This window comes from Paenibacillus sp. W2I17 (genome assembly GCF_030815985.1).
GTDB lineage: Bacteria > Bacillota > Bacilli > Paenibacillales > Paenibacillaceae > Paenibacillus.
On sequence record NZ_JAUSXM010000001.1, the window covers coordinates 4,359,067 to 4,381,953 of the forward strand.

Genomic DNA, 22,887 nt, shown 5'->3' on the forward strand with positions numbered 1-22,887 from the left:
TATTGCAACGCCCCTTTTACAGTGTGATTTCGCGGCCCTGACGGGCTGATTCGTAGATGGCGCAGAGCATCTTCATGACCTCGACGCCGTCTTCTACTGGGCTAAGTGTTTCTTTGCGGCCCTGTGTGCTATCGATAAAATGGTTGATTTCATTGCGGAACGATCCCATAAAGTCGAATGATTTGAAATCCACCTGTGGCGTCATGTTCAAAATGGTGTTGAATTTCTCGCTAATGATCGAAATTTCCGGCTCCAGCTCGGCACCGCCTTTATCGCCATATAGCTTTACCGAAGTCTCATCCGCTTTAGCATGGAGCGTGAAGCTGACATCCACGAGTAGGCTCGCACCGTTCTCGAAACGAATCAGGGCATTCGCCATGTCCTCAACGGTGTTCTGCCCCGCGTCATAGTCCGCTGCCTTGTAGAACGACAGATTGTTAATATTCGAGCGGTTTCCCAATCGATTGGACACGTTGGCGGAGACGGATTTCACCTTTGGTCTGCCCATGAGATACCAGCAAATGTCGATTACATGCACCCCGATATCGATCAGCGGACCACCACCAGAACGGTTGATATCCGAGAACCAGCCACCCGGATTGCCCAGACGACGAAGACTGGAGGCTTTGGCATAATAGATCTCGCCCAGCTCACCCTCGTCGATAAACTTCTTCAGAATTTGTGCATTGTCGCTATATCGGCGAACAAAACCGACTTGCAGCAGCTTTCCACTGCGATGAACCGCCTTCTCTACTTCGAGGGCATCCTCCACCGTTTGGCAGAGTGGTTTCTCACATAACACATTTTTGCCCGCGTCCAGGGCAGCAATACTAATCTCCGCATGGGAGTCGTTCCATGTACAGATGCTGACGGAATGGATCTCAGGCAGTGCGAGCAATTCTTTGTAATCGGTAAACACATGAGGTGCATTATATTGCTTCGCCACTTCTGTGGCACGTTCTGCATTCAGGTCGCAGATAGCGTATATTTCAACGTCCAGGTTACTGGCGTAGGCTTGCAAATGGCAATCGGATATGGATCCGGCACCGATAACGGCGACTTTCAATTTGGACATAGTGCTGATTCCTCCATAAATAAAATTTAAAGTTCTGCGGAGTAGACGTTCCGGTTGCGAATCGTTCTTCCGATCGCTCTTATCCCCAGATTTCTTTAATCCCCTTATTGCAAAGGGGAAATCCGGTGATAAAGGCGAACACTTCGTTTCTTCAGAATCGATTTCGCCCCCTCCACTACTTTTCCTGACTGAACTAACTTTCTGTTTGAACCATACGTAACAAGTCATATTTCATTTAAAACAAGTACTCAGCCCTATGCCTCTTCCCATAGGCGGCGAACGTTATCCATGGCAATGCGTGAGGCGGTTTTACAATCTTCCATGCCTTCAAATTCTACCGAGATATATCCGTCATACCCGGATTGTTTCAACACACGGAACACCTCAGGCATGTCGATATCGCCATGGCCCACAATGGCGCCGCGCAGGTAATTGCCATGCGAGGTTTGGAACCAGCCTTCACCGGGATTTCGGTAGGAAGGTCTCCAGTAGAAGTCTTTGGCGTGCACGATCGACGCGTACGGAATGTTATTTTTTACGGCACTCACCGGGTCTTCGTCCACACAGAGGAAATTGCCGACATCCAGCGTGGTCTTAAAGTTATTCCGCGCCGTTTCGTGTAACAAACGCTGAATTCGCTCACTCGACTGCACATAGTACCCATGGTTCTCAACGCTTGTTGTAATTCCAAAATCTGCTGCATAATCGGCTATCCGCTGACAAGCCTTCACCAGTACCGGCAGGTCAATCTCCAACTGTGCTACAGTCCCTTCTGATGCAGGGCGGAAAGCCACATCATGACGCATTATCTTCACACCGAGCGCAGCAGCCACATCCACATGTCGCATCACATTCTGGATCTCTTGCTCCAACGCTTTGGCGTCTTCCTGCACAGCAAAGTTAGCGCCGATGGCATAATTGGAAATATCGATCCCGACCTCTTTTGCCACAGCTTTGATCTCATCAATCAACTCCGGGTTATCGATCAGACTGAACCCCATCGGCACAATCTCCACATGTTCTCCGCCCTGATCGGCGATCCAGCGAATGGCATCTGGCACGGTTAATTCTTTGCGATCCAGTGCTTGTTGCAGACTGTAGGTGCTGAGTCCAACTTTCATTTTCCCTCATCCTCTCCTGTAGTCGATGTCCATACCCAACGTATACCTTTTTCCGGTGGACACGACAATTCTCAATAATCGTTTGGCTCTACTATTTTCCTTTTCCTAGCCCAAATCCGGTGTATCCACGAACTTTACGGCCAGTTCAGACGTCTGATGTAGTTCGAATACAATGATTTCATTCTCACCTTCGTGAAGGAGCGGAGCAGGTACATACAATGTTTTTTGCGGTCCTTTATTCCAGTAGCGCCCCAGATTGAATCCGTTTACAAATACAACTCCCTTGGTCCATTTATCCAGACGCAGAAAAGTATCTCTTACATCCGTGATATGAAACTCTCCTCGATAAAATGCTGGTCCCTGTACTTCATTAACTGTTTCGTTAATTGCTTCGTCAATCACATTACTAAATTGCAAATCCGACAGATCAGTTAATGGCAGACAATGAATCGTCCAATCATATAAAAATTGAAAGCCATGTCGCACCCCCTCCGTAATCCCCTTCGGATCTCTCAGGTACGGACCATAATTGATTCGCCCCATATTTTCAACAAGGATCAATAGTTCTGCGCCCTCTGGCGGCACTTCAAAGGATACCGATAATTCCGTATTGCCCCGTTCGAGCACACCTTGAAATTGCCCATCAACAAACACAAGCGCACGGTCACGAACCTCCTGAACCACCAGTTCCTGTCGCTCCCTTGGCCCGGATATTCGGGTTTGATAACAAATAAAGCCATAATCCTGACCCAGCTTCTCCATTAGTTCCGGATTCGTACGCTGCACCGGGGCTGATATCCGGTCCAACTGCGCCAGTAATGGCGCCTGCTGGTTCAACTCCACTCGCCCATAGGCGATAGTCCCCTTCGATTTTGGCAGCACAAGCTCACCCAGATCTTCGCCGCTATACTGAGCAATAAGGTCCCTCACCGCATGGAACTTCGCTGTCGGCTCCCCGGATTCACTGAGCAGTGAATCATAGTCGTAACTTGTAATCGTTGGTTCGTATTGATCCTTCTGCTGACAGTTCGCCCCGTTGTAAAATGCAAAGTTTGTTCCACCGTGGAACATATAAAAGTTAACGGAAGCTCCTGCTCGAAGCATCTCCTCAAACACACCAGCCACATCTGCGGCTTCTCGGGTATGATGCGACTCACCCCAGTGATCGAACCAGCCGTTCCAATACTCCATGCACATTAAAGGTTCGTCCGCCTGATATTCACGCAGCTTGGCGAACGCTCCTTCCGTTCCTGATCCAAAATTAACCGTAGCCAGATGTCCTGGCACCGATCCCGCTTGCAGCATGTGGTCTGTCGGTCCGTCCGAGGTAAATAACAACACATCTATACCGCGCTCCACCATGCCATCACGTAAATATTGCAGGTAACTAGCGTCGTTCCCGAAGCTGCCGTACTCATTTTCAATCTGCATTGCGATGATCGGCCCGCCATGGGTGCTAAGAAGAGGTTTCAATTTGGGCAAAAGCACATCATAATAGCGATCCACATTCGCCAGAAATTTTGCATCATTACACCGAAGACGGATGTCATCATCCGCGAGCAGCCAGGCAGGTAATCCGCCAAACTCCCACTCGGCACATATATAAGGACTTGGGCGAACAATCACATGCAGACCCACATCTCCCGCAATGCGAATAAAACGTTCCAGATCAGCCATGCCTTCAAAACAATACTGCCCCGGCTGCGGCTCATGAACATTCCACGGCACATACGTTTCCACTGTATTGAAACCGCAGGCTTTCAGCTTGAGTAACCGATCCTCCCAATAGTCGGGGACCACTCTGAAATAATGGATGGCACCCGACAAAATCCGAATGGGCTCACCATCATACATAAATTGTGAACCTTTATACGTCAGCACCGCCATTTTACAACCCTCCCCGCTCGCTCAGATATACGCCTAACCTAGACAACGTTGGGCACCATCTGGATTCATGAATGCTTAATCGCATCTTTCTCGATGTGACCTGTGGGAAACAGCAAATTCGCTTATGCCCCACCACCGTCCCCTTGTAAAACTCTTCCCAACCACCATCTGCCCTCTGCGACTCCAGTGTAAAACGCTCAATCCGTTGGCCTGTCTGGATATGTTCCATCAGTACCACCCGGTCAAACGATCGTTCTTCCTGCAAATCCAGCTCGATCCAAGCCTGCTCCGTTCCTTCATGCGGACACCAATACGTATCCCTGTGTTCCGTCAGCACTTCCGATACGGCATGTTGTTCATCCATCGTCTCCGATGCTTTTACCAGCGCCTGCAAGGCCAAATTTTCCTGAAAAATGGTACGCAGTGAATCTCCCAATTCCTGTAGTCGCTCCACATCCCGTTCGTGAATGAGACCACGCGTATCCGGTGGCAGATTGAGTAAAAAGGTGGCGTTGCCCCCCACTGCGCCGTAATAGACGGCGAGTAGTTCTTCCAGTGTTTTGACCTGATCATCTTCACTGGCATGATAGAACCATCCCGGGCGAATTGAGGTATTCACCTCGGCAGGGTACCAGATCAGTGGGTCACCTTGGGAACGAATGATCTCTCGGCTCCCCAAATCACTGTCCTGCGTATTTATCCTTCTGGCAAACTCGCCATCATCCACCTGCTGCGATTGCTCCTGAATCTTCTCATTATCCTGCATATGCGCTGGCACAACGCTCCATTCCGATTCCCGTGTGTGTCCCGCCTCATTGCCACACCAGCGAACATCCGGACCACATACCGAGATGACAGCTTCGGGCTGAAGTTCACGAATAAGTGCGTAGTATGCATCCCAATCGTAGACCTGCCTTTTGCCATTTGGACCTTCTCCGCACGCGCCATCAAACCATACACAGAAGATGTCGCCATAATTCGTGAGCAGCTCGCGCAACTGATGGAGGAAAAACTCGTTATACCTCTCGGAATCTCCATAAGTGGCTTCATGCCGATCCCAAGGAGACAGGTACACGCCAAACTTCAATCCGCCCTCACGGCAGGCATCGGCGACTTCCCGAACCAAATCCCCCGTACCGTTCCTCCACGGACTAGCCGCGACCGTATGCGCTGTAAACTGACTTGGCCACAAACAAAATCCATCATGATGCTTACACGTCAAAATCAGCCCCTTCATCCCGGCAGCCTTGCACGCCTGCACCCATTGCGCTGCGCTCAGTTCAGAAGGATTGAAGATCAACGGGTCTTCCTCCCCAGTGCCCCATTCCCGATCCGTGAATGTATTTACCGTAAAATGAATAAACCCGTAAAACTCCATCTCCTGCCATCTCAACTGGCGTTCGGATGGGCGGATCTGCGCTGCGGTTGTAATCCATTCGGCTGATTGCAGTTCATGATTCATGGTGTTATCCCTCCTTTTATTTCGTGCATTCCTATGTCACTGGACCATCCTTGCTTTTTGGACCGTTACGGATTGCACTACTGTCCATGAATGGCTGTGATGCATGCAATAACTGCTGCTTGGCTTGAGCGATAAGCTGCGAATCTGCGGGATGGTCAAAGCTTCCTTCACGGCGTACACCTGATCCCATATGGATCTCCGTGATGCCCGTCTGACTCACTAGCGTTTCAATTCCCTCTATGGTGACCCCAGACCCTGCCATGACAGCGATGTTCAAGGTTTGCCCCAGTTCCTGAATCTGTTTCAGTTCCAGTATGGCTTCAGGCGCTGTCCGTTTCCCTCCCGATGTAAGCACACGCTCCACGTTGCCCAATGTGTTAATGGCCTTGAGTGCCTCAGTCAGGCTTGCGCTCACATCAATTGCACGATGAAACGTAACGCCCAAACCCTGAGCTTCCGCCATACATGATTGCAAGGATAGAAGGTCCACTTCACCCTCTCCCGTGAGGGCTCCGATCACGATGCCAGCGGCTCCAAGTTCCTTCGCCACGCGAATATCACGGGTCATGGCGTGGATGTCATCTGCGCTATAGCGGAACGAGCGGCTGTGGGGACGGATCATGACATACACCGGAATGAATACCTGGGAGACCACATGCTCCATGACACCATAACTGGGGGTAAGTCCTCCTTCAGACATCGCAGACACCAGCTCAATCCGATCGGCCCCTCCCTCTTCAGCTGCCTTGGCATCTTCCACATTCACAGCAATGACTTCCAATACAGGCTGTCTTTCCATAAGGTCGCTCCCTTCATCAATATTAATCATAAGACGCGCTCACATCAGAAATGCTTAACCCGCTTTCTCATCCGATCGTTCCAGCATTCATGAACATCATCGTACTTGTACACTACACTGCTCCATGACATAAAGGACCGACAAAGCGCATCATCAGTGCTCCTGCGGTCCTTCTTCATTATTATGGACGACGGTCAGCTTCCAGATTGCAATTTGCAAAGGCTGACCTTCCTGAACGATATATGGTTTATCGGCAATGATCTTCATGATTGGATTCTCCTTTGGGGACCGGAATGGGCTAGCAAATAGAGAGTGCAACGGACATCATATACTTTGTTTGATGAGTTTTGTTATTTTTGTTATTTATAATGTTATTATCAATTAGCAATAGTCTAAAACGTTAGGATCAGAACGTCAATACAAAAAAAGACACCCGGAGGGTGTCTTCGTGTCTTGGATAACCTTCTGGTTATCCGAGCTTTTTCTATTTTTTACGCCGAGCCTTCGTCATTCGATTAAACATGATCAGTGCAGCAATGATCATGGCTATCATGGCAATATTACTCGCCACTTCTTGTGATAATCCGAAAAGAACTCCCAGGTTAGTCACCAGGCCTCTCACAATCAGCGCCACCACGACCAGCAGGATTGGACTCAAAAAATTATAATTTCTCATTCCTCGCAACACCCCTGACCCCATTGTTCAGAACTACGAATCTCATAACACTATCATAACAGTAGCTATTCTGTGTTACAACAAAGGACACCCGCGTACAGTGTCCTTTGTCATATACCAACGTATTCTGCTTTGGATGACAGAACAACCTTTCGATTGCTCTTATCTCCTGATATTCCGATTATCTTCTACACCTGTTTGAATTCGATCCAGTCAATCTGGAGGCCTGGTTTCGTGAAGTCCAGTTTCAATTCATACAGTCCTGCTTCAAGATCTACTTTGACAAGTTTCTGTCTGATCCATTTACCTTCCGTACCATTTGTTTGAATGGTAGTTACCAACTGGTCATTCAGGAGCAGGTTACATGCACTTTGAGCGAGTTCCGGCTCAGGGGACATGATCTGTACGATAATCCGATAATGGCCGGCCTCGTCCACTTTCATGTAGACGGGTTCAGCTACTTCAGGTTTCACCTGTGCGTTCTCAACCAGTGCCTGAGCTTGTGCAACAGATAGGGATGCATTCGCTTGGAATGAAGCGACGTTCTCCACGATCTCGTGCTTTCTGCCGGACACCGGTGCATTCATGATGAACTTGCAGATGTTAATCGCGGAACGTTGCAGTTCTCCGCGCGTAAGTGTTCCATTTTCCAAGGATTCAATCGTGTTATCGTCCCAGCCATTAATCTCTGCGCCGTAGTTCGGCACAACCATGTAGAGATCATTCTGCGCACGAATCATCCAGTTCGTGTATTTGCGATCAGCCTCTCCACCTTCGGTCACATCGTTCATAATCGCCCACCAGTCGGTCATTACGATACCCTCGAAATTCCATTCGCCGCGCAGGATCGTCGTATTCAGGTCGTAATTGGATGCCGCCCAGTGCCCGTTAACCGGGTTGTAGGAAGTCATGATGGAGTTCGCTCCGCCTTCTTTTACAGCGATTTCGAACCCTTTCAGGTAAATTTCACGCAGTGCACGTTCGGAGACAACAGCATCTACTTTACTGCGGTGTTTCTCCTGATTGTTGCAGGCAAAGTGTTTCAGTGTGGCATTGGAACCACCCTTCATGATACCTTTCGTACATGCTGCGGCAAATACACCCGAGATCAGTGGATCTTCGGAGAAGTACTCAAAGTTCCGGCCATTAAGCGGGCTCCGGCGGATATTGAGTCCAGGTCCGAGCAGGGTATCCACCTGATTTCTCAGCAATTCCTGTCCTTCCATCACATACAACTCTTCAACAAGATCCTTGTTCCATGTCGCCGCAAGCAACGTACCAATGGATACCTGTGTCGCCTTCTCGCCACTATCCATACGAATACCGGACGGGCCATCTGCCGTACATGCTACCGGAATACCGTAGTTAAACAGGCTGTCGCTGACACCACCAAATGCAGATGCCGTCCCCGAAGTAACGAGCGGACTGCTCATGCCTTCACCACGGACAATCGCCGCCAGATCCTGATCACTCAGTTGAGCGATGAAGGTTTCCAGACTCACTTTGCCAGCCTTAACGTCACTCAGCTTGTGGCCCTGATTACCCGTCTGCTCCAGCGTTTGTGGGAGATTCTGCTCAATCCGGTTCGCCATGGATATCTTACGTTTCGGTACTTCTGCATAAGTCAGTTCATAAGATCCATCTTCCTTGCGCGAACCTGGTTTCATCCGTGTAAAATCTTCAGTTGGGGCCATCGCTTCTTGCAGTTGCTCCACCACTTGAAGAGATTCAATAATATAGCCATCCTGGCCATCAATGCTGATATGCTGCACTTGTTTCACACTGGTTCCTACATGCAGTCGGTATGTGCCTTCTTCCAATACGTACGCGGAAGCAAAACCTGTAACACCCGCATCATCATAGGATGCCATGGCATGGATCGGGAAGCTGATCGTCAGAAGTTCTGACTCGCCCGGCTGCAACAATCCTGTTTTGCCAAAAGCCACCAAAGCCTTCACCGGTTGTCCCAGTTTGCCTTGTGGTGCTTCATAGTAGACCTGCACAACCTCTTTGCCCGCATATGTTGTGCCTGAGTTGGTCACATTTACACGAACTTCAATGTAGGTTTCACCGTCTTTGGACACTGATTTTGCTTCTTCGTGCTGGGCCAAAAACGTCGTATAAGACAGGCCGTAACCGAATTCAAACTGAACGCGCTCAGGTCGAAACGTTTCGAAATAACGATAACCTACATAGATATCTTCCTGATACAGGTTCTTGAACTCATTACCGTAGTTGCTTGTCGAAGGGTAATCTTCAATGGAATATGCAATCGTATCTGTCAGTTTACCGCTTGGTGTAACGTCCCCCGCCAGCACATCGGCAATCGCATTACCACCCTCCATACCGCCATGCCAGGAGTAAATTACGCTTTGGATCGGATGTAGATACGTTTCGTTTAACCAGCTCATGTCGATGATATTTGAGACATTCAACACAACAATTGTGTGTTCGAACTGCGAAGTAACTTGCTTCAACATCGCTTTCTCATCTTCTGTCAGTTGGTAACTTCCTGGCGCATCCGCATTATCCTGGTCTTCTCCTGCTGTACGTCCAATAACGATAATGGCTTTGCTAGACTTGCTTCTGGCCTGTGCAACCAGTTCATCCGTCAAAGGCATTTCTTTCTGATTCCATGGCTCAGCCGCCCATACTTTTCCGCCATCATCAAATGGATTTTCCTCAATCCACTTCTCATAGACAGCTGCCAGCTCTTCATTCACCGTAATATTCTTTTTGCTGCGCAGACCATCCAATAGATTCGTTGTGTAGGCCACATGAACACTACCGCCTGAACCTGTGCCGCTGCGATAATAATTGACTTGAATCCGTCCGAAAACTGAAACGTTTTCGTTTTCACGAAGTGGAAGCACTTGGCCTTCATTTCTGAGTAAAACGGCTCCTTCTGCGGCAACCGTACGACTAAACTCTGCAAACCCTTCCAATGGAACCCCGATTTGATGTGTGCTCAATGATTTCCCTCCTGATTGTCATCCCCATATCTACGAATCGCTATATATAAAATGAACTAACAAAACGTACGCTCATTTGATATAAAAGATATTCTATGATCTGGTAGATTCACTTGTACATAGTCTCATATTAACAGATTCTATAGAAGAAATTAAATTAGATTTGTGCTTTATTTATATTATTAAAAAATGTCCAGGATTAGCGGCATAATAAAAAGCCACGGACGCCTGTTGTCCGTGACTTTTCTTGATTTTAGATCACTATTTCAAGTTGTAAGTTTCGCATACACCAGGAAGAATAACATCTCTTCGCCCATGATGACATAACCCGGAACCCGATAGATCAGATCAACAAGGACAAATGCCACCAGCAACCCTACCATCACTGCCAGATGACGTGGCCGGAGTCGTAGATGTGCGTGTCTGTAACGGTGGAACACAAGTGAGGTCGACAAGAAATATAGCAGCGTTGATCCAAACACAAACCCTAGCATGAACACATAGTTTAACTGATTCTGATATAACAGCTGAATTGAAGCAGCGATCATGCTCATGGAGATGTAGATGAACAGATGGCCGTATATGATCGCTTGCCCGGCAGTCTGAATCTCTTTGCTGACCTTTTTCTCCACGTTGTCGAAGTACTGCCACCACATCGCAATGACAAAGATGGACGTAAAGGCGGCAAACAGGATGGATTTCATATCCCAATGATCGGCTTGCAGCACAGCGATAATGCTTACCACCGATTCACCAAGCAGGATAAGTGTAAAGAGTGCGAAACGTTCCAACAAGTGATGGGTCTGAACGGGCACTTTCACCAAGTTTTTACGTCCAATCAACGGAAGTACAATATCCACGGCAATCCCCACATACAAAATCAAGTAGCGTAACCAGGAATCGAAGAACAATGAACCTGATGAGATCAAGATCCCAATGAGGAAACAGATACCCAAGTAACGAGCGGCTTGCTGTTGATGCTCGCTTTTCGACTTGTGAACCGTCAGATACTGAATCGCCGTAAATGCCCGTGAACCGATATATCCAACGAAGAAGGACAGGTAGTATTGGTCAAAATGAGTAGAAAGGCTCGCCGTCATGACCATAACGGACAGAAGCTGAAGGATGAGGAATATTCGATGGATCAGGATGTCTTGACCATAGCGGTTAATAAACAAGGTCTGACCAACCCATGCCCACCAAACAGGGATAAAAATAAGCACAAACTTCATTAGATATTCAAACGTAATTACTCCGTGTTCGGCATGCAATAAGACATGACCCGCTTTGGCGACCGCTGCTACAAAGAGCAGATCGTAAAACAGCTCCAGCCAGGTAACCTTTTTCTCCATCATCCTTCAATGCTCCTTTGGTTTTAATTTACACATACACTTCGATGACAGAATAACCCTCCAATCGCTGTTATCCCCAGATTTTTTTCTATTTCCTTTTCCCAAGGGAAAATCCGGGGATAAATGCAAACGCTTCGCTTTTTCAGGTTTTTTCTGTCCTCTCCGTTATTGTGTAAATGGATAGTTCAACCTATATAGTAATAGAACTATTATTAATTCGCAGCTGTAGCAGGTACGAGCGTTCTGACTTCGATCGGTTGCAGATTGTCCTCAATTTGAGGACGATATTTCTCGAACCACTCAGGCAGCATCAATTTTTGTCCAAGCGAATCAGCAGGTTCATCTTTGGCAAAGCCCGGAGGATCTGTAGCAATTTCAAACAGAATGCCGCCAGCTTCTCTGAAGTAGATTGCATTAAAGTACTGACGATCCCGAACTGGAGTCGGTTGGTAGCCATACTCGCGTACAGCTTCACTCCACTGTGCATGCTCCTCATCATCTTTGGCGCGCCATGCAATATGGTGCACGGTTCCTGCGCCGCCCATACCCAGAGCCATACGGGTCACTGGAACATCTACGACATTACCGATATCCCCGCTGGACCGGAAACGAGCATACTCTTCATTTTCACTCACTCTGACAAATCCCAAAATTTTCTCAAGAGCATCCATCGTTCTTTGCGGGTTAACACTGAACAGGACAGCACCGCCGAAGCCTTTGATTGCTTTATCTGTTGGAATGCCTTCGTGCGCCCAAGTGCTGGTTGCTCCCTCTTCCCGTTCAACAAGCTCAAGCCGCAGGCCTTCGCCATCTTCGAATTGAAGCAGGTCTTCATTGAAGCGACTTGTTTTGGTTACCTCAATGTTATACTGTTCCAGCCGATTCTGCCAGAAGCCAATCGACCCAGGAGGAATGACATAGGAAGTGATGCCGACCTGACCTCCGCCAATTTTGCCCCGTGGTGATCCAGCGGATGGGAAGAAGGTAATGATGGTACCTGGGCTTCCGTGTTCATCGCCAAAATACAGATGATATACATCAGGTGCATCGAAGTTGATTGTTTTTTTCACCAGACGAAGTCCCAGAACTCCGGCATAAAAATCTACGTTAGCCTGTGGATCTCCTGCGAAAGCTGTAATATGGTGAATACCTGCTGTTTGAATAGTCATGATTAATTCCTCCTTGGTTTGGTAAGCATGTTTTGAATTGAGTAGGTGTGATAGATATTTGAGTTAGTTAATTGATTTATAGTAATTTGTATTATCTTTAAATTAAGATATATGATCTAGCGAATTGTATTCTAGCCGTTATTTTGATTGGCCTGTTCTTGTTTCAATTTATCAGGAGTCACGTCATCGCCGTTTGGATCATAGATGGTTGCATTCAGCAGAATGTCGTTGACCGAACCGCGAAAAGTTTGCAGATATTCCTGGCGAAGACGAACCTGTTCCTCTTTCTCCATCTCCGTCAATCCGCCCTCTTTGGCTTTTCTTGAAAGTTCATTTATTCTGGTCAATGTTGGGATAATCATCTTGATCTCTCCTTGTGTAATGGATTAAAGATATTTGCTTTGGTTGTTATTTATATTTAAATTAAATATCTTAAGTTAAAGATAAATGATTTGTGATCGGTTGTCAACTCTTTTATCAAAATTAAAATAATTGATCCTGCTCCTCTAATCTACGCCATGTTGCTTTAACTATAAAACAAAAAAGGGCTAGCTCCGCAATATCTCAACCACTGCTGGACTAGCCCTTCACGTATTTATTTGATTAGCCCAGCTTTTGACCACAATTCGGACAGAAGTTGGCACCTTCATTTTTGGCTCCACAGTTCGGGCAGAAGTTTGGCTTCTTGTTGCCTTCTGTAGATGAAGAGTTACCTGAATCACCGTTGCTATTTCCCGCTGGCTTCTGGTCGTTATTTTGATTCTGAGACGAATTGGAATTATTGTTCTGGTTTTGGCCTTGGTTCTGGTTCATGTTTTTCATCATTTCATTGGCCATGTTCATACCCATCATCATGCCCGCCATATCCGAAGCTGCGCCGCCGCCCTGTACTTTACCGGATGAGATGCCGTCTGTCATGCTGACCTGTTGATACTTTTGCAGATTACCAATCATCTCATGCGAAGCGGTCTTTGTAATCATATCCTGAATCTCTTTCGGATAGTTGAAGCTCATCACTTGGAAACCGGTAATCCCAATCCCGATGTCCATCATCTGCATATCCAGATCTTCCTGAATACCTTTGGCAATATCCGATGCATTGGCCTGCAGGTTGAACATATCCTTCCCTTCGCGGCTAATCCACTTCATTAGAAGCTGATCCAGCACGGAAGTGATTCGGATTTTGACATCCTCGACCAGATAACTCTGCTTGATGCCTGCAATCTTATCAATCAGGGTCACATAGTCACTTACTTTAAAATTAAATGTACCGTTGGCCCGAATCGGCATCCCGCCCGGGAGTTGTGGTGTTGGAATCAACACCGGACTTTGCGTGCCCCACCGCACGGTGAACTCTTTTGTATTTACAAACAACACTTCGACCCGCATGCCGCTGTTAAATCCGAATTTGAACCCTTTTAATGTAGAAAGAAACGGAATGATCTCTGAATCAATATTGAACGATCCTTCGTCCTCGAAAATGCCTTCCACTTTACCGTTATTCAGGAAAATCGCGTCCTGACCCGAACGGATGATGAGTTTACTCCCCTTCTTGATCTCCCGGTTACTCCATTTCCAAAATATCATGTCATCTCTAAATTCTTCCCATTCCACCACATTCGAAAACTGATTTCTGAAAAATCCCATACTAATTCCCATCCCTTCTATTTAACGTAATCCGATTACTCAGTTACTAAAACGACCCTCTACTTCCACTGTGTGAATGACCGCCTCGGGAGGTACCCCCGCCTCCTCCTCCGCCACCGTTGTTGTTGTTCTTCTCGATTTTGCGCTTGGTTACGGTTGTACGGATATAACGATCCTGACGATCAATTACACTGGAATTGCTTGAATCCTCATAAGTCGCACGATTGACCGTGACACGTCCCCCGGAACGATAGGTCATCATACCAACAACAATACCGCCAAGAACTACAGATACTCCCAACTGAAACCAACCGTTGAACAAAATATTGTTTGGATTCACATCAGGTTCATACCCCATATATTTGTAAGAGAGCTCAATATATTTCTCAAATGCGAGTTTATAATTCCCATTGGACAATTCAGAGGTAATTCGGGTACGGATAGCATCAAGCCGCTGATCGTCCAGATACTCTTTTGCCTTATAAAACCCAGCCAAATATACTTCACGATTATTCATGTCCATCGTCAATATGACAGCATTACCATGTTCTTTATCGTATCCTAGCCTCTGCTCATCATAAAAATCTTCAGTTAAGAGTATAACATCCTGATTCTCAACATTATTTGTTGTCAAAATAACAAAGTCTGTCTGCCGTTCCGCGCCATACTGATTCGCAAGTAGATTCAGTTCACTTATCTCCTGCTCACTCAGCAGGTCGGCCTCGTCGTAGATGAGATTTTTGCTCTCCGCTGCGGATGCCGATGACATGGGAATCAACGGAGCGACAAGGGTTATCATAAGTAAAATGAGCGTAGCCATCACGGCCAGAGAGGTTCTTTTTCTCATAAGAATCCACCTCCCATCATCCAGGAAACCAGCTTCAGTGACAACAACGAGACCGCAGAGACTCCTGCGAACCATCCTGCCACTTTGGCTTTGCTGATCGGTGGTTTGCCGACCACTTTACCTGTCTGACCATTCATGGCAAAGGTATACTGTGCCCGATTGTAGTCATAGTTGACCATCCACACCGGGAGCAGCACATAGTCTGCATTTTTGAGCGTAGTATCAATCTGTTTGTCCGTGTAGCTCACGCTGCTATAACCGGACACGGTTGAAGCAATATAAGAATCAATGTACGATCTCGTTTTATCCTTGGCCCGTGGAAAAAGTTCCTCGTCCGTATAACTGTATTTTTCCGCAATGTACCCCGCCAGATACGGGGTCTTGAACAATTTCAGCTGATTATATGGAAATGGCTCCAGCTTATCCATCAGTTCATCCTTCATTTTCTCCGATGCATCGATGGGCAGGTTCACGTAATTCAGCCGAATCCGGCGGTATATATCGAAATGCTGTGTTTCCGTGTAATGGTAGTCGCCCTGGGTGTAGGATCTGACCTTGGTGCCACGACCATGCACTTCGATTTTGTTATGTAACTCGTACAACCAGAACGGCACGTACATGCCGGTAATGCTCTGAATCCGATCGGCGGACATGAAGCCACTTGGCGTTAACAGGCCGTTTTTGCACCACTTTTTGAAAGCCTGCTTGGCTTGATCCTTGTTGATCGAAAAGGGAATCACCATCGCAGGGGCCAGATTGCCCGTCAGCCGATCACTGAGTACAACCGCTGCACCGCAGAAACTGCAGGTCGTCGCACTGGTCTCCGGTTCTGTCACGATGTCAGCTCCGCAGCTGTTACAGTGGTATTCCTTGACCTCATTTTCGGTGAATACTTGTCTCTTCAAGGGATCGGGGATCTGCTCTATGTTGTCCTGGCGGCCGCAGCTGGGACAGGATAATGCACCTGACACACTGTCAAAGATCATACCACTGCCGCAGTTTGGACATTTATATTCAATAACCGGCATCTGCTCACCTCAATGTTAACGAAATGGTGTAACGTACTACTTATTCTTCAGCTTTTCCTGAATCGCTGCGAGTTCTTCCTCTGCACTTGGCGATGCATTCTCATTATTACCCGCATCTGCGTTCATGTCTCTCTCCAACTGGGCAATTAATTCGTCCAAATCATCTTCCTGTGCGCCAGCACGAAGTTCTGCCAAAGCCTCTGCTTCGTTCAGCGCCTGATTCGCCTTGTCTTCCATGGCCTTCAATGCAGCATCAGCTCTGCCCGTAGATGCATTCCGTTCGTTGGCCTGTTGCTGCGCCTTTGCATCTGCCATGCGACCTTTCAGTTCTGCATGCCGCGCCTCCAATTGCCCCAGATCTGCAACCAATTTATCATTCATATGCTTCATCATCTTGGCTTTGGCGGAAGCACGTTCATAGGCGGCTTGTAATTCGTTCAATTTGTCAGCTAACTTCACTTTCTTCTCCAGAAAACCACGCGCCTTGTCTTCGTCTCCCGACTCCGCCGATTTTTCCGCATACCGCTGTAACTTCTTGACCTCGGCGTTACACTCATCCAATGCTCGCTTCGCCCGGCTCTCATCCGACAACACCGCCGTTGTCTCAGCCTTCACCTGACCCAGATCACTGCTCAGGCTTCGCATATATTCATTCACACTCTTCTCCGGGTCTTCCGCCCGCGACAACATGTGGTTAATATTCGCCTTCATCACGTCTCTAAACCTCGATAAGATTCCCATTACTTGTTCCTCCTCCGAAAAGTTCATATGTATACTATAATACATGAATACGCCCACATACGTTTCACATTTCACGATGACAAGTGGAGTTACTACGATTCAAAGTCGGGTAATGATGGAGTAATAAAAGAAAAGACGAACACCTATAGTGTCGCCTTATGACCTTGTATAAACACACAATAACTCAAGTACTAATCCTTTCTCGCAATCCACAAATCCCTACCTAATCTATGGCTCAACCGGAAGGCTCTCCACCGCTGTGAAAAACACATCCAATAATTCAACGTTATACGTTTTATGGACGTATTCGGTTATTAACGCCATATCCTCTTCTCTTTGATACTCCAGACATGGACGGCCTTCACTCCACAGCACCCTGCACGGGAACTTCCCAACAACATCCTTAATGATGTGATCCGGCTCAGCTACTTTATGAATGTCTCCCATATGAAATCTCCTCGCTTCTCCACACTTATCATGTGCAATTATCTATTAATTTTGAAATAGATAACAATTCTATTCAGTGTACTTCATCACATTCCACTCGGAGAGTTATGAAGGCATATCACACGGGCATTTTGCAGACACAACAGGGCTGCTTCCCCCATAGGTGCCATTCCTTCGTAAGTTGGCTATAATAAGGGGATCAAAGTTTTCTATAAAGGCAGGAAAATTATGCGTACACGAGTTCACTTTATTGCTCCCTACGAATCGATGATTCCTATTATACAAGAGTGCATTCCTCGCTTTCCCCAGTTAACCATTCAGACGGACGTGGGCGACTTGGCGAACGGTGTGGAATTAGCAACTCAAGCTGAGAAAAATGGTGCAGAGATTATCATCAGCCGCGGCGGAACCGCCCAACTCATTAAAAAAGCAGTGACCATTCCCGTCATTGATGTGCAGTTATCGGGCTATGATATGATTCGTTCACTTACACTAGCAAGCCAGTTTAACGGCAAGACAGCCATCGTTGGCTTCTCCAACATCACCTCTGGTGCACAATCGATTATTGATCTGATGGATCTGCCCCTCAAGGTCTATACCATACATAGCTCGGAAGATGTGGCACGATTACTCCTGGAGTTGAAGGCTTCCGGGTACCGACAGATTGTCGGAGATGTGATTACCGTCAACACCGCGAAGACCTATGGTCTGGAGGGATTGTTAATCCAATCTGGCCAGGAATCCATCCTTAGAGCGATGGAGGATGCACAGCTGGTCTACCGTTATTTGAGCAAAAATCATGCGATATCGATCATCCTGAATGACCTGGTTACACGGGAACATCCCAATTTACTTATTTTAAATGAACGGAATGAAGTGGTATTCGAGAATCTGACTGATTTTGAGAAGAATCCGCTGACCGATAATCACATATATCTGACCAACACCAGCCTGGATTTCCATCAATCCCAGATCCAAAATGTGTTCATGGTAGACGATTATCAACTTACGGTTAACGCCTATGAAACGACCCTGGACAACAAGAACTACAAGGTATATATGCTGGAAAAAGGACAACCCTATGCCTTTGCACAATTCGGCATCACAACGTTTACGGACGCATCGATGGAGCCTATCGTTGCCGAATCCCCTGCCATGCAGGCGGTATTACAGAACATTCGAGCACTTTACGAGAATCATGAACCGATCTATCTGCGGGGTGAAGCGGATTCCGGTAAATCTTTTCTGGTCAAACATATTCATCAGATGTACTCCGGTGGCGGACTGTTATTACAGATGGATCTCACGCAAGTTCCGCCCGGCCATTTGCACAAGATACCACTCGCCAAGGTTAGAAATGTAGAGATTAACCACATGGAAACACGTATGGAAGATCCGGAGTTGCTCTCCTTTATCAAGAGTTGCCTTCAAAACAAGATTGGGGTGTTTATACTCGGGGAACAGATATTAAACCCGCAGTGGTCACTCGATCTGGAGCTTAATACAATCATGATGCCAAATCTTGCGGATAGACCAGAGGATCTGGCTCCACTGATGCAGCATTTCCTGACGGATTACTACCACAAATACGGAACTACTGCGGTGAGAATCAAAGAAGATACTCTACAGCTGATCCAAGATCAGATCACACATATGAACGTCAACCAGCTGAAACACCTGATCAAGCAGGCTGCACTCAACGAACAAGATTATGTAATCACCACGGCTACCTTGTCCCGGTTGCTGGATCAGCAACCTTCTTCAAGCCCAATGAAGTTGAACGGTACGTTGAAGGAGATTGAGAAGGAAATTATTCAGATCGTGCTTCAGGAGGAAAATAACAATCAATCAAAGGCCGCAGAGCGTCTGGGGATTAACCGGGCCACATTATGGCGTAAACTTAAAGATTAACTTTAAGTTTGCGTCTTTTTTATCGCTTTTATGTGTTGCATTTTTAAACAGTTAACCAAGTATTTAAAATTTACAATAATTTATTGTTGCTATATTAAACGATATGGGATAACATAATCCCTGCAAGCGCTTCATAAAAACGATTACTTCATAAGGAGCTACTACTATGAACATTAAAGCAACTTTAGATCGCATCCCTGGCGGTATGATGGTCGTTCCCCTGTTACTCGGTGCAACCATTAATACATTCTTCCCGAATGCCCTGCGCATTGGCGGATTCACGGAAGCCCTTTTTGTTAACAGTGCCAGTACTTTGATTGCCCTGTTCCTGTTCATTGCGGGTACACAGATTACGTTTAAAACAGCAGGTTCCTCTGTCGGCAAAGGCTTGACCTTGCTTACATTCAAATGGGTGATTGGTGCAGCCCTTGGTTTTATCGCTATTTTGTTCGCGGATTCAAACGGGTTATTTCTCGGCCTGGCCCCGCTTGCCATTATTGCTGCGATGACTAACTCCAACGGCGGTTTGTACATTGCTCTGGCCGGCCAATACGGGAAAGAAGATGACAAAGCAGCCTACCCTTTCCTGGCACTCAGTGATGGTCCTTTCCTGACCATGGTAGCGCTCTCCGTCTTTGGTGCGATGGGTTTTGCGAACGGTATGTTTTCCCCTATGGCCTTTGTCGCAGTATTGCTTCCGCTCATCGTTGGTGTCATTATTGGTAATCTGGACCGCAATCTGGCGGAATGGCTGCATAAAGGCAGCGACAAACTTGTTCCGTTCTTTGCATTTGCTCTCGGTATGAACATTAGCTTCTCCTCCATCATTCAAGGTGGTCTTAGCGGAATTTTACTGGGTGTGTTAACCGTGTTATTAACGGGCGGAATCGGTTTCCTGCTCTTTAAAGCCATCGGCTGGAACCCCATCGTGGGTGCTTCCGAAGGTTCAACTGCCGGGAATGCTGTAGGTACACCTGCTGCCATCGTTGCTGCTAATGCTTCATTTGGCCCGATTGCCGAGATTGCTACGGTGCAAATTGCAGCGAGCGTTGTAACAACAGCCATCCTGTTGCCGATCTTCATCGGGTTCCTCTCCAAACGACTGGAGAAATCAGGTGGAGTCGAGAAATACAATCAACGACCAACCACATAAATGGGTTTCACCTGATTTAATGTGCTTAATCTGTGCTTAATGGATGATCTGAACGGACTTTTTATTAAATTGTGCTTACAAGGAGGGATGACTGCATGAAATTAGCCATTATTGCAGATGATTTGACCGGTGCCAATGACAGCGGGGTGCAGCTTGCCCGTCATGGCTTGAAGACCAGTGTTCTTTTTAATATGGATGAAGGCCCTCTTACACGTTACGATGCCGTCGTCTTTGATACAGATAGTCGTTCCATATCCCCGCAGGAAGCGTATGACCGTGTATATCGGGCTGCTGAATTGCTGACGAACAACGGATTTGAGACGATTTTCAAAAAAATGGACTCCACCATGCGCGGTAATATCGGCATCGAGATTGATGCTGTATATGATGTCGTAAAGCCGGACTTTATGATGATTGCCCCGGGATATCCAAAAAATAACCGGACGATATTGGAAGGAATTCATTACCTGAACGGCGTTCCGCTGGCAGATACTGAAATTGCCCATGATCCGAAGACACCTGTAACGATTTCCTACCTTCCCGACTTGTTGAAACAACAGACCAAGTACGAAGTTGGCGAGATCACCGTCGCCGATCTGGAAGCCGGGCAGAATCATATTCGCACCAAGCTAGAGCAGTTGAAAACAAATAACATTCCTTATGTAATGGTGGACTCCACCGAAGAAAGACATCTGGAACTGATTCTGCAGATGACTCGCGAGTTGGATTATACCTTTACTTGGGCAGGTTCGGCGGGTATTGCCAATTACCTCCCCGCGCATTACGAGTTGGAATCCAGGGCTGCGTCACTTGAGATCCCGGAGAATTCTGGTCCAATCTTAACGGTGGTCGGCAGCGTGAACAAAAATTCTCGCGAGCAGCTGCATCGATTGATGCGTAACTCCCGCGTAGCTTCAGTCTCTTTCCATTCCTTCAAAGCGGTATCCGCAACCGCAGACCGCGCGGAAGAGATGGAACGTGTCTATAACGAGGTCCGAGACAAAGCGCTGGAAGGACAAGATGTTGTCCTCTACTCCACCGCTGAACAGGTGGATATCGAACTGGCACGGGCAACGGGCGAAATTCGTGGTCTCAATCACACGGAAGTCAGCAATGAAATTGTACTCGCGATGGGTGAAATCTGTGCCAGACTGCTGGAAGAGGGACTATTCAAAGGGGTATCCATGACTGGTGGCGATACGGCTAAGCAAATCTGTCTGAAATGGAATATTAGCGGCTTCGAGCTGCTGGATGAGCTTGAAATCGGTGTACCGATCTCCAAGTTTATAGGGATTGATGATCTGCATGTGATTACCAAAGCTGGCGGATTCGGTAAACCCGATGTCTTTATCCATGCGATTCAAAAATTAAAAGGGGGTATTCTCGTATGAAACCTACAATTGGAATTACGATGGGCGACGCAGCAGGTATTGGACCGGAGATTATTATGAAAGCACTGGGTCATCAAGAAATGTACGATCAGTGCAATCCACTCGTTATCGGTGATGCGAAGATTCTGGAGCGTGTGTTGCCTGTCATCGGCTCAAGTCTGAACGTTAATGCGATTCAAGAGCCTTCTGAAGCCAAGTATGAATTCGGTACTGTGGATGTGATTGATCTGAACCTCGTTCCTGCGGATCTGGAATACGGTAAAGTATCTGCCGTGGCTGGGGATGCAGCATTCCAGTTTCTCGCCAAAGCTATTGATCTTGCTAAAAAACAGCAGATTCACTCCATCTGCACCGCGCCTTTGAACAAAGAAGCTCTCCATCAAGGGGGGCACCTGTATCCGGGGCACACCGAGATTCTGGCTGACCTGACGGATACGCAGGACTTCTCGATGATGCTGACCACGCCGAATCTGCGCGTTATTCACCTGACAACACACATGGGTCTGATCGATGCCATTGCGAGTATTAACCCGGAAAGAACCTACACCGTTGTGAAGCTTGCTCATGATACGTTGAAAAAAGCAGGCTTTGAGAATCCGCGCGTTGCCGTATGCGGAATCAATCCTCATGCCGGGGAGAACGGCTTGTTCGGTAATGGAGAAGAAGAAGAGAAACTGCAGCCCGGCATTGAGCGTGCGCAGCAGGAAGGCATTAACGTCGTTGGTCCACTCCCGGCGGACACACTCTTCTTCCGCGCTGGCCGCGGCGACTTCGATATCGTAGTAGCTTGCTACCACGACCAAGGCCATGCGCCAATTAAGGTAATGGGCATCGAGGAAGGCGTGAACATCACCGTTGGTCTGAAGGGCGGCATCATTCGTACGTCGGTTGACCACGGTACAGCCTTCGATATCGCCGGCAAAAATATCGCCGATGATAAAAGCATGCTGGCCGCCATCCGCTCTGCTATTGAGCTGGCGCCGAAAGATCATGTTTAAGAGTAGCCGTCATACGGGGACATGAGTGAGTCTGATCGTAAGATCAATTGTATTCGTATCGGTATATATTCGGTATTCGATAAATAGAAGGAAAAAGGCAAACCCTCTGTAAGTTCAAGGGTTTGCCTTTTTGTATATCGTCCACCCATTTATCCAGAACAATAGTCTTGGTTGGTATTATGGCCATCAAACATATGCTAAACTGATCATA

19 protein-coding genes are annotated in these 22,887 nt (G+C 47.2%); 4 read left to right on the forward strand and 15 right to left on the reverse strand.

What is annotated here, in order from left to right:
* Window positions 1–16: 16 nt before the first annotated feature.
* The 15 genes from QF041_RS19540 to QF041_RS19610 form a co-directional block, all read right to left on the reverse strand.
* Entirely contained in the window at window positions 17–1,075 is a 1,059-nt protein-coding gene (locus QF041_RS19540) for a Gfo/Idh/MocA family protein (RefSeq protein WP_307415380.1), read from the reverse strand.
* 254 nt (window positions 1,076–1,329) lie between these two features.
* The gene (locus QF041_RS19545) at window positions 1,330–2,196 is read right to left on the reverse strand and encodes a sugar phosphate isomerase/epimerase family protein (protein WP_307415381.1); all 867 of its coding nucleotides are present in this window, start codon (window positions 2,194–2,196) and stop codon (window positions 1,330–1,332) included.
* Window positions 2,197–2,301: 105 nt separating this feature from the next.
* Entirely contained in the window at window positions 2,302–4,083 is a 1,782-nt protein-coding gene (locus QF041_RS19550) for a glycoside hydrolase family 35 protein (protein WP_307415382.1), read from the reverse strand.
* Window position 4,084: 1 nt separating this feature from the next.
* Window positions 4,085–5,545, reverse strand: coding sequence for an alpha-L-fucosidase (locus QF041_RS19555; protein ID WP_307415383.1), 1,461 nt, complete (start codon window positions 5,543–5,545; stop codon window positions 4,085–4,087).
* A gap of 31 nt (window positions 5,546–5,576) precedes the next feature.
* The gene (locus tag QF041_RS19560) at window positions 5,577–6,344 is read right to left on the reverse strand and encodes a copper homeostasis protein CutC (RefSeq protein WP_307415384.1); all 768 of its coding nucleotides are present in this window, start codon (window positions 6,342–6,344) and stop codon (window positions 5,577–5,579) included.
* A gap of 484 nt (window positions 6,345–6,828) precedes the next feature.
* Entirely contained in the window at window positions 6,829–7,020 is a 192-nt protein-coding gene (locus QF041_RS19565) for a hypothetical protein (RefSeq protein WP_062837718.1), read from the reverse strand.
* 188 nt (window positions 7,021–7,208) lie between these two features.
* Window positions 7,209–9,992: a glycoside hydrolase family 3 C-terminal domain-containing protein gene (locus QF041_RS19570; protein ID WP_307415385.1), complete on the reverse strand. Its 2,784-nt coding sequence runs from the start codon at window positions 9,990–9,992 to the stop codon at window positions 7,209–7,211.
* 266 nt (window positions 9,993–10,258) lie between these two features.
* Window positions 10,259–11,347, reverse strand: a complete 1,089-nt coding sequence (locus tag QF041_RS19575) for a low temperature requirement protein A (RefSeq protein ID WP_076210224.1) — start codon at window positions 11,345–11,347, stop codon at window positions 10,259–10,261.
* 209 nt (window positions 11,348–11,556) lie between these two features.
* Complete coding sequence (locus tag QF041_RS19580; RefSeq protein ID WP_307415386.1) at window positions 11,557–12,513, reverse strand: ring-cleaving dioxygenase; 957 nt, start codon at window positions 12,511–12,513, stop codon at window positions 11,557–11,559.
* A 131-nt stretch (window positions 12,514–12,644) separates the two neighbouring features.
* Window positions 12,645–12,875, reverse strand: a complete 231-nt coding sequence (locus tag QF041_RS19585; protein ID WP_307415387.1) for a DUF896 domain-containing protein — start codon at window positions 12,873–12,875, stop codon at window positions 12,645–12,647.
* 241 nt (window positions 12,876–13,116) lie between these two features.
* Window positions 13,117–14,160: an SPFH domain-containing protein gene (locus QF041_RS19590; protein ID WP_036674710.1), complete on the reverse strand. Its 1,044-nt coding sequence runs from the start codon at window positions 14,158–14,160 to the stop codon at window positions 13,117–13,119.
* Window positions 14,161–14,206: 46 nt separating this feature from the next.
* Window positions 14,207–15,007 (reverse strand): TPM domain-containing protein, encoded by an 801-nt coding sequence (locus QF041_RS19595; protein ID WP_307415388.1) that lies wholly within the window; start codon window positions 15,005–15,007, stop codon window positions 14,207–14,209.
* A complete protein-coding gene (locus tag QF041_RS19600) occupies window positions 15,004–16,035 on the reverse strand; it encodes a TFIIB-type zinc ribbon-containing protein (RefSeq protein ID WP_047841485.1) in 1,032 nt (343 codons plus the stop codon). The genes QF041_RS19595 and QF041_RS19600 overlap by 4 nt, the downstream gene beginning before the upstream one ends.
* Before the next feature lie 36 nt (window positions 16,036–16,071).
* Complete coding sequence (locus QF041_RS19605; RefSeq protein WP_307415389.1) at window positions 16,072–16,776, reverse strand: PspA/IM30 family protein; 705 nt, start codon at window positions 16,774–16,776, stop codon at window positions 16,072–16,074.
* A 228-nt stretch (window positions 16,777–17,004) separates the two neighbouring features.
* Complete coding sequence (locus tag QF041_RS19610) at window positions 17,005–17,223, reverse strand: hypothetical protein (protein WP_133387261.1); 219 nt, start codon at window positions 17,221–17,223, stop codon at window positions 17,005–17,007.
* A gap of 228 nt (window positions 17,224–17,451) precedes the next feature.
* On the opposite strand from QF041_RS19610, the gene QF041_RS19615 reads away from it, so the two are divergent.
* The 4 genes from QF041_RS19615 to pdxA all read left to right on the forward strand — a co-directional run bounded on the left by QF041_RS19615 (window position 17,452) and on the right by pdxA (window position 22,676).
* Window positions 17,452–19,134 (forward strand): sigma-54-dependent transcriptional regulator, encoded by a 1,683-nt coding sequence (locus tag QF041_RS19615; RefSeq protein ID WP_307415390.1) that lies wholly within the window; start codon window positions 17,452–17,454, stop codon window positions 19,132–19,134.
* 166 nt (window positions 19,135–19,300) lie between these two features.
* A complete protein-coding gene (locus QF041_RS19620) occupies window positions 19,301–20,287 on the forward strand; it encodes a 2-keto-3-deoxygluconate permease (protein WP_091038675.1) in 987 nt (328 codons plus the stop codon).
* 95 nt (window positions 20,288–20,382) lie between these two features.
* The gene (locus QF041_RS19625) at window positions 20,383–21,678 is read left to right on the forward strand and encodes a four-carbon acid sugar kinase family protein (RefSeq protein WP_307415391.1); all 1,296 of its coding nucleotides are present in this window, start codon (window positions 20,383–20,385) and stop codon (window positions 21,676–21,678) included.
* On the forward strand, window positions 21,675–22,676 hold the full coding sequence (gene pdxA / locus QF041_RS19630; RefSeq protein ID WP_076329622.1) for a 4-hydroxythreonine-4-phosphate dehydrogenase PdxA: 1,002 nt from the start codon (window positions 21,675–21,677) through the stop codon (window positions 22,674–22,676). Before QF041_RS19625 ends, pdxA begins: the two co-directional genes overlap by 4 nt.
* The last annotated feature ends 211 nt before the right edge of the window (window positions 22,677–22,887 follow it).

Coding starts and splice junctions, on each gene's coding strand:
- QF041_RS19540 (WP_307415380.1), bottom strand. CDS start 1,075: ATGTCCAAATTGAAAGTCGCCGTTATCGGTGCCGGATCCATATCCGAT.
- QF041_RS19545 (WP_307415381.1), bottom strand. CDS start 2,196: ATGAAAGTTGGACTCAGCACCTACAGTCTGCAACAAGCACTGGATCGC.
- QF041_RS19550 (WP_307415382.1), bottom strand. CDS start 4,083: ATGGCGGTGCTGACGTATAAAGGTTCACAATTTATGTATGATGGTGAG.
- QF041_RS19555 (WP_307415383.1), bottom strand. CDS start 5,545: ATGAATCATGAACTGCAATCAGCCGAATGGATTACAACCGCAGCGCAG.
- QF041_RS19560 (WP_307415384.1), bottom strand. CDS start 6,344: ATGGAAAGACAGCCTGTATTGGAAGTCATTGCTGTGAATGTGGAAGAT.
- QF041_RS19565 (WP_062837718.1), bottom strand. CDS start 7,020: ATGAGAAATTATAATTTTTTGAGTCCAATCCTGCTGGTCGTGGTGGCG.
- QF041_RS19575 (WP_076210224.1), bottom strand. CDS start 11,347: ATGATGGAGAAAAAGGTTACCTGGCTGGAGCTGTTTTACGATCTGCTC.
- QF041_RS19580 (WP_307415386.1), bottom strand. CDS start 12,513: ATGACTATTCAAACAGCAGGTATTCACCATATTACAGCTTTCGCAGGA.
- QF041_RS19585 (WP_307415387.1), bottom strand. CDS start 12,875: ATGATTATCCCAACATTGACCAGAATAAATGAACTTTCAAGAAAAGCC.
- QF041_RS19590 (WP_036674710.1), bottom strand. CDS start 14,160: ATGGGATTTTTCAGAAATCAGTTTTCGAATGTGGTGGAATGGGAAGAA.
- QF041_RS19595 (WP_307415388.1), bottom strand. CDS start 15,007: ATGAGAAAAAGAACCTCTCTGGCCGTGATGGCTACGCTCATTTTACTT.
- QF041_RS19600 (WP_047841485.1), bottom strand. CDS start 16,035: ATGCCGGTTATTGAATATAAATGTCCAAACTGCGGCAGTGGTATGATC.
- QF041_RS19605 (WP_307415389.1), bottom strand. CDS start 16,776: ATGGGAATCTTATCGAGGTTTAGAGACGTGATGAAGGCGAATATTAAC.
- QF041_RS19610 (WP_133387261.1), bottom strand. CDS start 17,223: ATGGGAGACATTCATAAAGTAGCTGAGCCGGATCACATCATTAAGGAT.
- QF041_RS19615 (WP_307415390.1), top strand. CDS start 17,452: ATGCGTACACGAGTTCACTTTATTGCTCCCTACGAATCGATGATTCCT.
- QF041_RS19620 (WP_091038675.1), top strand. CDS start 19,301: ATGAACATTAAAGCAACTTTAGATCGCATCCCTGGCGGTATGATGGTC.
- QF041_RS19625 (WP_307415391.1), top strand. CDS start 20,383: ATGAAATTAGCCATTATTGCAGATGATTTGACCGGTGCCAATGACAGC.
- pdxA (WP_076329622.1), top strand. CDS start 21,675: ATGAAACCTACAATTGGAATTACGATGGGCGACGCAGCAGGTATTGGA.